The organism is Cellulomonas sp. P2_F12 (assembly GCF_056403775.1).
This window is the reverse complement of record NZ_JBFUEV010000002.1, coordinates 382,881-396,624: the sequence shown is the minus strand read 5'-3', so window position 1 is coordinate 396,624 and position 13,744 is coordinate 382,881. Positions and strand designations below refer to the sequence as shown.

The 13,744-nt window shown below is 71.9% G+C and carries 14 protein-coding genes and 1 riboswitch; of the genes, 11 read left to right on the top strand and 3 right to left on the bottom strand.

The genetic code is table 11. The features are described 5' to 3' along the window. Positions 1–24: 24 nt before the first annotated feature. Positions 25–495, bottom strand: a complete 471-nt coding sequence (locus AC1DWH_RS06625) for a VanZ family protein (protein ID WP_477092998.1) — start codon at positions 493–495, stop codon at positions 25–27. Between the two features lie 70 nt (positions 496–565). Between AC1DWH_RS06625 and AC1DWH_RS06620 the strand changes: the two genes are divergently transcribed. From AC1DWH_RS06620 to AC1DWH_RS06595, 6 genes are all read left to right on the top strand, one after another. Then, on the top strand, positions 566–1,891 hold the full coding sequence (locus tag AC1DWH_RS06620; protein WP_477092997.1) for a UDP-glucose dehydrogenase family protein: 1,326 nt from the start codon (positions 566–568) through the stop codon (positions 1,889–1,891). A 49-nt stretch (positions 1,892–1,940) separates the two neighbouring features. After that, a complete protein-coding gene (locus tag AC1DWH_RS06615; protein WP_477093219.1) occupies positions 1,941–2,207 on the top strand; it encodes a CAP domain-containing protein in 267 nt (88 codons plus the stop codon). A gap of 39 nt (positions 2,208–2,246) precedes the next feature. After that, a complete protein-coding gene (locus tag AC1DWH_RS06610) occupies positions 2,247–2,669 on the top strand; it encodes a MarR family winged helix-turn-helix transcriptional regulator (RefSeq protein WP_477092996.1) in 423 nt (140 codons plus the stop codon). Further along, entirely contained in the window at positions 2,666–3,997 is a 1,332-nt protein-coding gene (locus AC1DWH_RS06605; protein ID WP_477092995.1) for an MFS transporter, read from the top strand. The genes AC1DWH_RS06610 and AC1DWH_RS06605 overlap by 4 nt, the downstream gene beginning before the upstream one ends. 58 nt (positions 3,998–4,055) lie before the next feature. Continuing rightward, positions 4,056–5,873: a DUF4012 domain-containing protein gene (locus AC1DWH_RS06600; RefSeq protein ID WP_477092994.1), complete on the top strand. Its 1,818-nt coding sequence runs from the start codon at positions 4,056–4,058 to the stop codon at positions 5,871–5,873. A 116-nt stretch (positions 5,874–5,989) separates the two neighbouring features. After that, complete coding sequence (locus tag AC1DWH_RS06595) at positions 5,990–6,709, top strand: peptidase (RefSeq protein ID WP_456846106.1); 720 nt, start codon at positions 5,990–5,992, stop codon at positions 6,707–6,709. Between the two features lie 70 nt (positions 6,710–6,779). On the opposite strand, the gene serC is transcribed toward AC1DWH_RS06595, so the two are convergent. Continuing rightward, positions 6,780–7,913, bottom strand: coding sequence for a phosphoserine transaminase (gene serC, locus AC1DWH_RS06590; protein ID WP_477092993.1), 1,134 nt, complete (start codon positions 7,911–7,913; stop codon positions 6,780–6,782). 136 nt (positions 7,914–8,049) lie between these two features. Between serC and AC1DWH_RS06585 the strand changes: the two genes are divergently transcribed. The 4 genes from AC1DWH_RS06585 to AC1DWH_RS06570 all read left to right on the top strand — a co-directional run bounded on the left by AC1DWH_RS06585 (position 8,050) and on the right by AC1DWH_RS06570 (position 11,805). Continuing rightward, positions 8,050–8,754 (top strand): iron-dependent transcriptional repressor DtxR, encoded by a 705-nt coding sequence (locus tag AC1DWH_RS06585; protein WP_477092992.1) that lies wholly within the window; start codon positions 8,050–8,052, stop codon positions 8,752–8,754. 270 nt (positions 8,755–9,024) lie between these two features. Next, positions 9,025–9,220, top strand: a riboswitch (cyclic di-AMP (ydaO/yuaA leader). A 2-nt stretch (positions 9,221–9,222) separates the two neighbouring features. After that, positions 9,223–9,996, top strand: a complete 774-nt coding sequence (locus AC1DWH_RS06580) for a C40 family peptidase (RefSeq protein WP_477092991.1) — start codon at positions 9,223–9,225, stop codon at positions 9,994–9,996. A 280-nt stretch (positions 9,997–10,276) separates the two neighbouring features. Beyond that, positions 10,277–10,738: an HNH endonuclease gene (locus AC1DWH_RS06575; RefSeq protein WP_456847526.1), complete on the top strand. Its 462-nt coding sequence runs from the start codon at positions 10,277–10,279 to the stop codon at positions 10,736–10,738. A gap of 125 nt (positions 10,739–10,863) precedes the next feature. Continuing rightward, entirely contained in the window at positions 10,864–11,805 is a 942-nt protein-coding gene (locus AC1DWH_RS06570) for a universal stress protein (protein ID WP_477092990.1), read from the top strand. On the opposite strand, the gene AC1DWH_RS06565 is transcribed toward AC1DWH_RS06570, so the two are convergent. Next, the gene (locus AC1DWH_RS06565) at positions 11,802–12,284 is read right to left on the bottom strand and encodes an Lrp/AsnC family transcriptional regulator (RefSeq protein ID WP_456847527.1); all 483 of its coding nucleotides are present in this window, start codon (positions 12,282–12,284) and stop codon (positions 11,802–11,804) included. The two genes, AC1DWH_RS06570 and AC1DWH_RS06565, sit on opposite strands and share 4 nt — an antisense overlap. A 181-nt stretch (positions 12,285–12,465) precedes the next feature. Between AC1DWH_RS06565 and AC1DWH_RS06560 the strand changes: the two genes are divergently transcribed. Continuing rightward, a complete protein-coding gene (locus tag AC1DWH_RS06560; RefSeq protein WP_477092989.1) occupies positions 12,466–13,605 on the top strand; it encodes a CAP domain-containing protein in 1,140 nt (379 codons plus the stop codon). Positions 13,606–13,744: the final 139 nt, after the last annotated feature.

The window sequence follows — 13,744 nt, the reverse complement described above, 5'->3', positions numbered from 1 at the left end:
AAGAGAGCAAGTGGACGTGATCCGCTACGAACCCGAGAACTCACGACGGCCTTCGTCCGCGATCGCAGGCTTGTGGCGATCCTCGCTGCGCGGCCACACGGCAAGCGCCAATGCCACCCCGACTGCTGCACCTGCCGTATTCGCAGCGAGGTCTCTCGGGTCGGCGACCCTGGTGGGCAGAAGCAGCATCTGGGTGAACTCGATCAAGCAGGAAATCGTTGCCCCTGCGGCGACGACGAGCCACCAGTGGCGTCGAGGTCGCAACAGACCGGCAAGGATGCCGAACGGGACGAACATCACGACGTTGGCCGCGAATTCCACGCCGAGGTAGGTCGCAGGGATGCCGTAGCTCGTCAGCAAGTCGAGCACGGCGCGGACCGGTCCGAACGTCGCGTCGGGCGCTGGCGTCGGCGTCAGCGTGATGGTCGCGACCACGGCGAACCACGCGGCCAACAGCCCCCGAAGAAGCCCACGCCTCTTCCGGATCACCCGCACCGGGCCAGGATATGCGGTCATCTCGCAGATAGAGTCGGCGCTTCCGGACACCCCCAAGGAGCGAGATCCCGTGCGTCTCTCCGTCATCGGTTGCGGCTACCTCGGAGCCGTCCACGCCGCCAGCATGGCCCAGCTCGGTCACGAGGTCATCGGCATCGACGTCGACCTCAAGAAGATCGAGGCCCTGCGCGCCGGGCGTGCGCCGTTCTACGAGCCCGGCCTGCCGGAGCTTCTGACCGAGGTGGGCGCCACCGGCCGGCTGACGTTCAGCACCGACATGGCCGAGGCCGCGGGCTCCGACGTCCACTTCATCTGCGTGGGGACCCCGCAGGTGCATGGGGAGTTCCGGGCCGACCTCACGTACGTGAACTCCGCCGTCGAGTCGCTGCGGCCGCACCTGCGGGCCGGAGACGTCGTGGCCGGCAAGTCGACGGTGCCGGTCGGAACCGCCGAGGCCATCGCCGAGGCGCTCGCCGAGACCGGAGCGACCGTCGTCTGGAACCCCGAGTTCCTGCGCGAGGGCTTCGCGGTCGAGGACACGTTGCACCCCGACCGGCTGGTGTACGGCCTGCCGACGGACGAGGACGGCGAGCCCACCGCCGAGGGCGCGATGGCGCGGAAGGTTCTCGACGAGGTCTACGCCACCCCGCTCTCGGAGGACATCCCGCTCGTCGTCACGGACTACGCGACCGCCCAGCTGGTCAAGGTCGCGGCCAACTCCTTCCTCGCGACCAAGATCTCGTTCATCAACGCCATGGCCGAGCTCTGCGAGGCCACGGGTGCGGACGTCACACGGCTGGCGGACGCGATCGGGTACGACGCGCGGATCGGTCGCCGGTTCCTCAACGCCGGCCTCGGCTTCGGCGGCGGCTGCCTGCCCAAGGACATCCGTGCGTTCATGGCGCGCGCCGGCGAGCTGGGCGTGAGCGATGCCCTTTCCTTCCTGCGGGAGGTCGACTCGATCAACATGCGGCGTCGCGTGCGCATGGTGGACCTGACCCGCGAGGTGTGCGACGGCTCCATCGTCGGCAAGCGGATCGCGGTGCTGGGTGCGGCCTTCAAGCCCAACTCCGACGATGTCCGCGACTCGCCGGCCCTCTCCGTCGCAGCGCAGATGCAGCTGCAGGGTGCGCACGTCACCGTGACCGACCCTCAGGCGGTTGCCAACGCGCGTGCCAAGTGGCCCGACCTCCGGTTCGCGAGCACCGCGCTCGAGGCCGCGCAGGACGCCGACGTCGTCCTGCTGGCCACGGAGTGGACCGAGTACCGCGAGATCGAGCCTGACGCGCTGGCCGCCGTCGTCGCGCACCGCCGGATCCTCGACGGCCGCAACGTCCTCCAGCCGTCGCAGTGGCGCGCCGCCGGCTGGACCTATCGCGCGCTGGGGCGTCCCTGACCGTGCGCCGCAGGGCCCGATGGGGCTGGTGGCTCGTGGCGGCGGGTAGATCGCGCTCGCCGCGGTCGCGATCTACCTGGTTCAGCGCCCGTCGGGACCGGCGCTGCAGCCGTGGTCGGCCGACGGAGCTGACCCGACCACCGCCGCGGAGAACCTGGTCCGCGCCGCCGCGACCCCGCACGACGTGGTCAACGCCTGGCTGGGTTCGTCGGGCCATCGCGCCAACCTGCTCGACCCGACGCTCCAGCAGGTCGGCATCGGCTGCCTGCTCGACGGCGACGAGATGCGCTGCTCGCAGGTGTTCCTCGGGAGCTGAGAACTTTCATTACGCAAGGTAATGATCTAAGGTAACAACATGCCCACCCCCCGCGACCTCGCCGGCGATCTCCGCATCGCCATCGGCCGTGCGTCGCGCCGCATCCGCGCGGAACGGGGCGACGCCGGCCTGACGGACCCGCAGTTCACGGTCCTGGCGTGGCTCACCAAGGAGGGTCCGCTGACCCCGGGCCAGCTGGCCGAGCGCGAGCGGATCCAGCCGCCCAGCATGACCCGCACGGTCAACTCGCTGGTGGAGCTGGGCCTGGTCGCCAAGGCGGAGCACCCGACGGACGGGCGGCAGGTCGTCGTCAGCCTGACCGACACCGGCGTCGCCGAGGTCCGCGAGACCCGCAGACGACGCGACGCCTGGCTGGCGGACCGGCTGGCCCAGATGAGCAAGGACGAGCGCACGCTGCTCGCCGACGCCGCCGAGCTCCTCCGGAGGATCGCCGCTTCATGAGTCCCACGTTCTCGTCGCTGAAGTTCCGGAACTACCGGCTCTGGTTCGCCGGGGCTCTCGTGGCGAACGTCGGCACCTGGATGCAGCGGGTGGCGCAGGACTGGCTGGTCCTCACCGAGCTCACCAACGAGTCCGGCGTGGCTGTCGGCATCACCACGGCGTTGCAGTTCGCGCCGGTGCTCTTCCTGTCCCCGTACGCGGGGCTGCTGGCGGACCGGGTGGACCGGCGCAAGCTCCTGATGTCCACGCAGGTCGGGCAGGGGATCCTCGCCGGTGGGCTCGGCGTGCTCGTCCTGTCCGGTCATGCGCAGCTGTGGCAGGTGTACCTGTTCGCGCTGGCCCTCGGCTGCGTGACCGCGATCGACGGGCCGGTGCGCCAGACGTTCGTCGCCGAGCTGGTCCCGGCGTCCAAGCTGTCGAACGCCGTCGGGCTGAACAGCGCGAGCTTCAACGCCGCCCGCCTGATCGGTCCGGGTGTCGCGGGGCTGCTCATCGCCGCGGTGGGTACAGGCTGGGTGTTCATCATCAACGCGGTGACCTTTGGCGCGACGATCTTCTCGCTGACCCGGATGCGCACCTCCGAGCTGAGCCCGATGCCGACGACGACGCGCGCCAAGGGGCAGCTGCGCGAGGGCCTGGCCTACGTCCGCGGGCGCAGCGACATCCTCGTCATCATGGTGGTCGTCGGCGTCGTGTCCACGTTCGGCCTCAACTTCCAGCTGACCAGCGCCATGATGGCGCGAACCGAGTTCGGCCGGGGCGCGGGGGAGTACGGGATCCTCGGCTCCGTGCTGGCCATCGGGTCGCTGACGGGGGCGCTGCTGGCCGCCCGTCGCGAGCGGCCGCGGGTGCGGCTGGTGATCGGGGCGGCGTTCGGCTTCGGCATCGCGACCGGCGTGATGGCGCTGATGCCCACGTACCTGTCGTTCGCGATCGCCTGCATCCCGGTGGGCCTGGCGTCGCTGACCATGATGACGGCCGCCAACGCGACCATCCAGATGAGCACCGACCCTGCCGTCCGGGGGCGGGTGATGGCCCTCTACATGATGGTGTTCCTGGGCGCGACGCCCATCGGTTCGCCCATCGTCGGCTGGATCGGTCAGACCTACGGCCCGCGCTGGGCCATCGGCATCGGGTCGATCACCGCGCTGCTCGTCGCCACCGGCGCCGCCCTGTGGGCGTGGAAGAAGTGGGACGTCACCGTGCGGTACCACGTGCGAAGCCGGCCCCACCTCGAGGTGGTCCACCCGCCGGTGCTCGACCGGCGCGTCGAGACCGCCGCCCGCCTCGGAGCCCAGGAAGCCGCGGACCGCCAGACCGCTGCATGAGGGTGAATAGCGCCGCCAGGCATGTCGGGCGCTATGTCCGACATGTCACGATCGCCGGGTGAGCGCGACCATCGACGAACCAGCGACGCCTCACGCGAGCCCGGACGACGAGCTCGACCCCGAACCGCGCCCGGGCCGGCGGCGGCACCGGACCGCCCGGCGCATCGTCGGCGGCATCCTCATCCTTCTCGCGCTCCTCTTCGTCGCCGGCTGCTGGCTGGTCTACCGCGGGCTGCAGGCGGAGGAAGCGCTGATGTCGGCGAAGTCCGTGTTCACGGACCTCAAGACGCAGCTCGACGCGGGCAACACGGCGCAGATCGAGGCGAAGCTGCCGCAGGTCCAGAAGGACCTGGCGACGGCCCGCAAGGCGACGAACGACCCTGTCTGGCGCGTCGCCGAGATCGTCCCCGGCCTCGGCCCCAACCTCACCGCGGTCCGGGTGGTGTCGGTGTCGCTCGACGACGTCACGCGCGACGCCCTGCCCGCGGTGGTCCAGCTCAACGACGTGCTCGAGACCCCGAGCGTGCGGACCGCCGACGGACGCATCGACCTGGCGCCCCTGGTCGCCGCCGGTCCCTCCGTCATCGCCGCCGCGGACAGCGCGCACACGGCCCAGGCCGCGGTGGCCACGATCGACGTCGACCAGCTGGTTGGACCGTTGGTCGACCCGGTCAGCCAGCTCAAGGACGGGCTCGACCAGGTGACCGGCGCGCTCGACGCCGGCGCGCAGGTGGCCACGCTGCTCCCGCCGATGCTCGGCGCCGACGGACCGCGCACCTACCTGCTGGTCTCGCTGAACTCCGCCGAGCTGCGCAGCGCGGGCGGCATCGTCGGCGCGTTCGCGGTGCTGCACGCGGAGAACGGCGCCGTCACGCTCACCGACCAGCGCTCGACCATCGACCTCAAGGGCATCGACACCTCTATCCTGCCGCTCACCGACGAGGAGCTCGCCGTCGACACCGACCGGCTGGGCCGGTGGGTGCAGGACGCGGTGATCACCCCGGAGTTCCCGCGCAGCGCCCAGCTGCTCGCGGCCCGCTGGGAGCGGGACATGGGCCAGAAGGTGGACGGCGTCATCGCCGCCGACCCCGTGGGCGCCCGGTACGCGCTCAAGGCGACCGGTCCGGTGACCGAGCCCGGTGGGTCCAAGATCGACGCCGCGGACGTGCTCCAGGTGCTCCTGCGCGACTCGTACCGCAAGTACGCCGACCCTGCCGACGCCGACGGGTTCTACGCCGGGGTCGCCGCGTCGATCTTCAAGGCGGTCGGCGCAGGCCAGGGCGATCCGCACGGGCTCGTGTCCGCGCTCGCGAGGGCCGGCACCGAGGGCCGCATCCGGATCTGGTCGGCGAACCCGAAGGAGCAGGCGACGCTGGCCGGCACCACCGTCGGCGCCGCGTTCCTCACCGGGAAGTTCGGCGACGCCTCCGGGGTGTTCCTGAACGACGGCACCGCCGGCAAGCTCGACTACTACCTCAAGACGAAGCTCACCATCGAGGACCTGAAGTGCACGGGCGCCGACCCGACCGCGACGGTCCGGCTCGACCTCCAGTACAAGCCGCCGGCCGACGTCGCGTCGCTGCCTGAGTACGTGACCGGCACGGCCAAGACCGGGCTGCCGGTGGGCGACCTCGTCACGAACATCTCGGTCTACGCCCCCGTCGGGGCGCCCCTGCAGTCCTTGGGCCTGGGCGACGGCTTCGTCTCCGGCACCACCGCCACGGTCGCGGGTCGCGACGTCCAGGTGGTCACATCGACCCTGACGCCGGGGGCCACCGAGACTTACCGCGTCACCGTGCCCGTGCGGCACGGCGCCGTGTCCGTCTGGACCACACCCACCCTGACCAGCCCGGGCTTCGTCAGCGCCTCCTGCTGAGATCGGGTGAAACGGGCACTTCGGACTAAATCACCCGTTGAAGCGACTGCTGATCGAGTCATCGCGGTCCACAATGAATCCGAAATGTCCGATTCCTAGACGGGGGCGATCCCATCATGGCCAGATTCATCCGCGGCGCGCTCGTCGCGCTCATCGCGGTCCTAGTAGGCCTCGGGGGCGCCCTGCCGTCCAACGCGGCAGCAGTTGACCCGTCGCCGGCGCCCAGTCCGGTCGTGTACGGCTGCCTGCAGCCGCAGGACGCGTACGGCGTGCCTCAGGTGTGCCAGCTCTCCGTCCACACGCTGACCCCGGTCTGCGACAAGGACGTGCCGAAGCTCCGGTACGACATCAACGCCCAGGGAACGCCCAACACCAAGGTCACCATCACCTGGATCAACCCCACCGGTGGCCCGAACGTCGTCTACGCCGACCAGCCGCTCTCGGGCACGGTCCTCTGGCCGGGCGCCGTCGAGGGTCCTGACGGCCACGGCATCGACTGGCCGGGCTGGCGGCAGCTGCCCGACGGCACGTGGGTCGAGGGCGACGAGTTCGACTGGGTGCGCCCCAACGTGAACGTGCTGTTCCAGGTGAACCCGGAGGCGACCGTGACGGTGGCGTACCCGCCGTCGAGCCCGACCTGCCTCACCAACCCCCCGGACGAGGAGGAGGTGCTCGCCGACAACCCGGAGCCTGCCAGCAACTCCGAGGCGGCAGTCCTCTCCTCCACCGGGTCTGACGCCGGCCCGCTCGTGATCGCGGGTGCCGGACTCATTGTCGTCGGTGCTCTGGTCGTCGCGCTGGTGGCGATCGCCCGCCGCCGCCGCACGTCCTACTGAGCGGCTAGTCCGACGACAGGCGCCCGCCCCCCGTGCTGACCGCGGGGGGCGGGCGTCCGTCATGTCCGGGCTAGCTGAGCTGGTCCACCACGGAGTCGATGCACGCGGTGAGGGCCAGCACGTCGTCCGGCTCCACGGCGGGGTACATGGCGACGCGCAGCTGGTTGCGGCCCAGCTTGCGGTACGGCTCCACGTCGACCACGCCGTGCGCCCGCAGGACCCGCGCGACCGTGGGGGCCTCGATCTCGGGGTCCAGGTCGATGGTGCCGACGACGTTCGAGCGCAGCGCGGGGTCGGCGACGAACGGGGTCGCCCAGTCCCGCGAGTCCGCCCAGCCGTAGAGGTGCCCCGCCGACGTCGCGGTGCGCTGGGCGGCCCACGGCAGGCCGCCGTTGCCGAGGATCCAGTCGAGCTGCTCGGCCAGGAGCACGAGCGTCGCAACGGCCGGCGTGTTGAGGGTCTGGTCGAGCCGCGAGTTGCTCACCGCCGTGCTGAACGACAGCGACTCCGGGATCCAGCGCCCGCTCGCCTCGATCCGTTCGGCACGCTCGACGGCCGCGGGGGAGGCGGCGGCGAGCCAGAGGCCCCCGTCGGAGGCGAACGACTTCTGCGGCGCGAAGTAGTAGACGTCGGTCTGCGCGACGTCGACGGCGAGCCCGCCGGCGCCGGACGTGCCGTCGACCACGACGAGCGCCCCCTGCTCGCGCGAGCCGGCCACCCGGCGTACTGGCGCGACGACGCCGGTCGACGTCTCGTTGTGCGGCCACGCGTAGGTGTCGACGCCGTCCGCGAGGACGGGCACCGCGACGCCGCCGGGCGCGACCGACGTGACCACGGGCTCGCCGATGAACGGCGCGCGGGTCGCGGCGGCCGCGAACTTGGCCCCGAACTCGCCGAACGTGCCGAACGCCGCGCGGTCCTCGATCAGGCACAGCGTGGCGACGTCCCAGAACAGGGTGGAGCCGCCGTTGCCCAGCACGATCTCGTAGCCGTCCGGCAGGTCGAGCAGCGCGGCGAGCCCGGCGCGGACCCGGCCGACCAGCGCGCGGACGGGGGCCTGGCGGTGGGACGTGCCGAGCAGGGCGGCCGCGGGACCGGCCAGCGCGTCGAGCTGGGCCCGGCGGATCTTCGACGGGCCGGAACCGAAGCGGCCGTCCGACGGCAGCAGGTGCGCGGGGATGGTGATCTCGTGGGCGTCAGGCACGTGGCCGAGGATAGGCGGTCGCGGCCCCCGGCTGTCGGCTCGACCAACTAATCTGTGCACCAGCGCAGCCGCCCGCCCCCCACGATCGACCGGGGCGGACGCCTGCGCACGATGACGCGACGCGGGAGGCCATGCAGTGAGCGACCTGATCGACACGACGGAGATGTACCTCAAGACGGTCTACGAGCTCACCGAGGAAGGCATCACCCCCCTGCGCGCCCGCATCGCCGAGCGCTTGGGCCACTCCGGTCCCACGGTGTCCCAGACGGTCGCGCGCATGGAGCGGGACGGCCTCGTCGTCGTCACGGGCGACCGCCACCTCGAGCTGACCGAGCTGGGCCACGACAAGGCCGTGCGCGTCATGCGCAAGCACCGCCTCGCGGAGCGCCTCCTCACCGACGTGATCGGCCTGGAGTGGCCGTACGTCCACGAGGAGGCCTGCCGGTGGGAGCACGTGATGAGCGAGCGGGTGGAGAAGCGCCTCGCGTCGCTGCTCGACCACCCGCACTTCGACCCCTACGGCAACCCCATCCCGGGGCTCGGGGAGATCGGCGAGGAGACCACGCGGGAGAGCTTCCTCGACGGCGTGACGTCGCTGGTCATCTACCGCGGAGTGCGGGGCGACGACGGCGTCGAGCGGGCCGTCGTGGCGCGCATCGCGGAGCCGCTGCAGGTGGACGTCGAGCTGCTCTCGCGGCTGGCGGAGGCCGGCGTGCTGCCGCACCAGGAGATCGTGATCGAGCGGGCCGACGGCGTCGTGACGGTGTCGACACCCGGCTCGGACACCGTGCTGGACCTGCCCGAGGACGTCGCCCGGCACATCTTCGTCGGGACCCGCTGAACGCTCCGAGCGGTCTGGGAGGCCTCTGGGAGCCTCCTGGGAGAGTTCGGTACGAACCCTTCGTTATCTTCCGGACGGCCGTGCGGGTGACTTGTGCGCGCGCTCCCACGGGGCTGATCGGCGTCTTTGCAGGTCACCATCACGGCGCGGCATGTGGTACAGGACGTCCGTCCAACAAGAACGACACTTTCCGTGATCGGAACGTGACAATCGCCGCGGGTGTCCTGTACGTTCGACCTGCTTCCCCGGAACCCTCCTCCAGAGAAGCCCTCGAGCGGAACGCCTAACCCTGCCGCCGCCGCGAGGTTCGCACTATCCGCCGGCAGGGGCGGGGGACCCAATTGCGGGCACCGGAAGTTCGGTGTCCTTGGGGTGAAGCCGGAGATCCGATCTCGATCGGGGACACGGCCGGGTGTTCTCCCACCCGAACCCGACAGCTGACCTCGTAGGCATCAGGAGAGGCAACGCGTGACCGTGAGCACCACTCGCGCCCGCCATCGTGCGGCGCGCCGTCCTTCGACGCCACTGACCGAGCTTGCAGCTGCAGCGACGGGTCAGATGGGAACCGTCGGACGCCGTACTGCTGTCGTCGCCGCATCGTCGGGACTCGTCGTCTCGATGCTCGGCTCGCCGGCCAGCGCCTCGCCGGGTGAGACGGGGGCCTTGCCCGCCGTCGACACCGCCGCGCTGACCGCGTCGGCGCGCGCCGTCCTCGACACCGCTCCGGTCGTGACGGCTCCGGCCGATGCCGCCTGGACCATCGACGTCCCGGCCGTCACGGCCGAGACGCCCCCGCCGCCCCCGCCGCCGGTCAAGGTCAAGGCCGCTGCCTCGCGCAGCACCGCCCGCGCCGCGGTCGCCGCCACTGCCTCGGCGGACGTGGCCTCGGCCGCTGTCCCGCAGTCGGTCGCCGGCAACGCGGTCCTCGAGATCGCCGCCCGCTACGTCGGCACGCCGTACGTCTCGGGCGGGTCCACCCCGGCCGGCTTCGACTGCTCGGGCTTCGTCTCCTACGTCTACGCGCAGCTCGGCGTCTCCCTGCCGCGCACGTCCGGTGGCATCAAGGCCGCCGGCACGGTCATCTCCCGTGCGGACGCCCAGCCGGGCGACCTCATCTGGAGCCCCGGCCACATCTCGATCTACGCAGGTGGCAACGAGCAGATCGACTCGCCCCGCCCGGGCAAGACGATCCAGTTCCGCGCCATCTGGCAGAGCGCTCCGGTCTTCATCCGGATCGGCTGAACGCAGCTCGTTCCAGCAGACGAGGCCCCGACGACACCGATGTCGTCGGGGCCTCGCCTCGTTGACCAGGCGATACCGGCGCGTACTCTGGCCGTGCACCACGCTGTTGCTTCGCTTCGCCGGGCCGGCAGCCAGCCGGTCCGACCCCCGAGGTCGGGAGAACGCCGTGCTCATGAATGCCGCAAAGCTGTCCACCGAGGCCATCGGCGGGGCAGCCCCCGAGGTCGGCTCGCCGGGGCTGATCGCGTCCGGAGCACGCACCCTGCTGCTCAACGCCAGCATGGAACCCTTGTGCATCGTGAGCCTGCGGCGTGCCGTGGTGCTCGTGATGACAGGCAAGGCCACCGTGCTCGAGACCGACGGCCGCCTGCTGCACTCCGAGCACGTGGCCGTCCCGCTGCCCGTCGTCCTGTGCTTGACGCGCTACGTGCACGTCCCTGTCCGTCGCCCCGTGCCGCCCACGCGCCGCACCGTGCTGCAGCGGGACAACCACCGGTGCGCCTACTGCGGCGGAGGAGCGGACACCGTCGACCACGTGCACCCGCGCTCCCGCGGCGGACGGCACGAGTGGACCAACGTCGTCGCCGCCTGCGTGCGGTGCAACCACCGCAAGGCCGACCGTCTGCTGCACGAGATCGGCTGGGAGCTGGCGTTCGTGCCGCGGGCGCCACGCTGGTCGGTGGCGTTCGGCACCACGTCGGTCCGGTCCGAGCCGCTGTGGTCGCAGTACGTGGTGGCCTGACCCGCTCTTCGTCAACGTCGCGCCAACGTATGGCAACATTCCGGTACACCTCGGGTGCATCGGCGCACCCGAGGAGGACACTGGAACGAGTGCACAGCGGCTCGTGACGAGCTCGGAGGCTCCGGATGACGCGTGACGATGTGGTCCTCGTCGGGGTGGACGGGTCGGCTGCGAGCCTGCACGCGCTCGACTGGGCCGCCGCGCAGGCCCGTGCCCACGGCTGGGGCGTCCGGCTGGTGTGCAGCTACTCGCTCCCGTCCTTCACGGCGGCGTCCCTCGACGGCGGGTACGCCGCCCTGGACGACACCGCCATCCAGGAGGGCGCCAGGGCCGTGCTGGCGGAGGCGACGGACCGCGTCTCGTCCATGGGGGTCCCCGTGACCGCCAAGGTCCTCACGGGCGACGCAGCGGGCGTGCTGGTCGAGATGTCGCACACCGTGCGGCTCGCGGTCGTCGGCACCCGCGGCCGCGGCGGGTTCGCGGACCGGCTGCTGGGCACGGTCTCGTCGGCCCTGCCGGCGCACGCGTACTGCCCGACGGTGGTGGTCCCGCTCCGGGAGGACGGCAAGCCGCTGCCCGACGACGCCCCGATCCCCGCGCCCCGGGCCGTCAAGCGCATCGTCGTCGGCGTCGACGGCTCCCCGCAGGCCGAGCACGCGCTGCGGTACGCGATCGGCGAGGCCGAGGCCTGGGGCGCCGAGCTGACGGCGGTCGCCGGGGTGCCCGTCGGGTCGATGACGGGCGTGCTGGCGTGGCTGCCGTCCGCCGTGGACCACGAGCAGGTGCTCCGGGACGTCACCGAGGGGCTGCACGTCGTCGTCGACCGGGCCCTGACCGACCACCCCGGGGTGACCGTGCGGCGGATCGCCCTCGACGGGACCGGCGCGGAGCTGCTCACCGAGTTCTCGGTGGCCACCGACCTCATCGTCGTCGGGTCCCGCGGCCGCGGCGGCTTCACCGGGCTGCTGCTCGGATCCACCAGCCAGGCCGTGCTGCACCACTCCGACTGCCCGGTCATGGTGGTCACCAACCGGTGCGTCGCGTCGGAGCAGGCGGTCGCCGGTTAGCCCTCCGGGGCCGGCGGGACGTCCGGTCGCCTGACCAGCGCGGAGAGCACCACCGTCGAGCGCGTGCGGGCCACGAACGGCTCCGCGGCCAGCTTCTCGACGACGCGCTCGAGGTGCCGCATGTCCCGCGCGCGCACCTGCACCACCAGGTCGACATCGCCCGTCACGGTGCTCGCCGCGACCACCTCGGGGTAGTGCTCGACGGCCGCCCGCATGGTCGCCGGGCTGGTGGAGCCGTTGCAGTAGAGCTCGACGAACGCCTCGGTCTGCCAGCCCATGGCCGCCGGATCGAGCCGGACCGTGAAACCGCGGATCACGCCCCTCTCGCGCAGCCGGTCGACGCGCCGCTTCACGGCCGGCGCCGAGAGCGATACCTGCTCTCCCACCTGCGCAAACGTCGCGCGAGCGTCCAGGGCCAGCACGCGCAGGATCGCCGTGTCGAGGGCGTCGAGCCCGGAGTCGTCGGTCACGCCGCCCATCATCTCGTCGCGACACCCCATTTGGCGCATTACCGCAAGTCATGGCACTCTGCACGCACTACGCCAAACGGGTGATTCGCCAAAAGCGGCACATTGCCTCAAGGCGGACGCATCTGATGCCGAGATGACTAGAAGCCCCATTTTCACGCCAGACACGCAGGGGTCCCGCGAAGGAGGCGACATGGTCAAGGACACCAAGAAGCGGCTGGACCTTGTTCCGAGCCAGCGCCCGTCCGTCGTCAGCGAGCCCACCCCGTTGGTCGCCGACGTTCCCCAGCCCCACCCGGCCCCCTCCGCCCTAGTCGAGCCCTCGGGCGAGTCGGCGGTCGCGCGATCGGCGGCCGTCCGCCGGTCCGTCTGGATCGGCCTCGCCGCCGGCATGGCGCTCGCCGTGGCCGCCGGGGGCGGCGTGTACGCCGCCGACCAGAAGGCCCAGGAGGCCAAGGACGCGGCGCTCGACGCCCACATCCGGGTCGACCGGGCCGTCCTCGCCGCCAGCCGCGACGCGGTCGCCGACCGGACCGCGACCACCGTCGCGACCCAGGCCGCCTACGTCGCCACCCGTGCCGCCGCCACGACGACCGCGCAGGCCGCCGTCGACCACGCGAACGCGACCCTCGCCGCCGTCCCGAACGCCGGCGACGGCCCCCGCGGCGCCCTGGTGAACGCCACCGGTGCCGTCGGGTCCGCCCTGGCCGCGTCCGACGTCAGCCTCTCGTCGCTGCGCCTGCTGGTCTCGGGCGTCGCGGTGCCGGAGAAGGCCGCCGTCGACGCCCAGAACGCGTGGCAGGCCGCCGAGAACGCCCGCATCGCCGCCGAGCAGGCGGCAGCCGCCGAGGCCGCCGCCGCTGCTGCGGCCGTCCGGACCAGGGCGCCGTCGAGCACCCGGTCCTCGACGCGTACGACGACCCCGAAGCCCGCAGCCCAGGCGCCCGCGGCACCGTCCACCGGTGGCGTGCCCGCCGGCGGCCTGGTCTGCAAGGGCTCCGGCGGGTCCGGCGCCGGTGAGTCGAGCGTCGGCGCCATCGGCTCCGCCATCAACTCCTACCGGGCGTCCCTCGGGCTCCCGCAGCTGTCCGTCTCCCGCAGCGGCGGCCTGGTCGCGCACGCGATCGACATGGCCAACGCGGGCGGCATCTGGCACTCCGGCAGCGACAACATCGTCGCCTGCGTGAGCAACGGGTCGGCGGCCTCGATGGTCACCGCCTGGTCGCACTCCGCCTCGCACGACGCCCAGATGCGCCGCACCGACGTGTCGAGCATGGCCGTCGGCGGCGCAAGCCTGAACGGCTGGCTCTTCGGCGCAGTCAAGTTCAGCTGACCGACCCCGTCTCCACCGCAACGTCCGAGCAAGTAAGAGTTCTGACCCGTACTAGCTCGGACGTTGCGCTGGTGAGACGGCGACGTCCGCACTCGATGGGCCTCTGACCCGCTCGAGTGCGGACGTTGTGGTGGGGCGG

Bases quoted from the DNA above. Each gene is read 5' to 3' on its own strand.
- AC1DWH_RS06610 (WP_477092996.1), top strand. From the start codon at position 2,247: ATGCCCACCCCCCGCGACCTCGCCGGCGATCTCCGCATCGCCATCGGC.
- AC1DWH_RS06605 (WP_477092995.1), top strand. From the start codon at position 2,666: ATGAGTCCCACGTTCTCGTCGCTGAAGTTCCGGAACTACCGGCTCTGG.
- AC1DWH_RS06595 (WP_456846106.1), top strand. From the start codon at position 5,990: ATGGCCAGATTCATCCGCGGCGCGCTCGTCGCGCTCATCGCGGTCCTA.
- AC1DWH_RS06575 (WP_456847526.1), top strand. From the start codon at position 10,277: ATGGAACCCTTGTGCATCGTGAGCCTGCGGCGTGCCGTGGTGCTCGTG.
- AC1DWH_RS06570 (WP_477092990.1), top strand. From the start codon at position 10,864: ATGACGCGTGACGATGTGGTCCTCGTCGGGGTGGACGGGTCGGCTGCG.
- AC1DWH_RS06565 (WP_456847527.1), bottom strand. From the start codon at position 12,284: ATGGGCGGCGTGACCGACGACTCCGGGCTCGACGCCCTCGACACGGCG.
- AC1DWH_RS06560 (WP_477092989.1), top strand. From the start codon at position 12,466: ATGGTCAAGGACACCAAGAAGCGGCTGGACCTTGTTCCGAGCCAGCGC.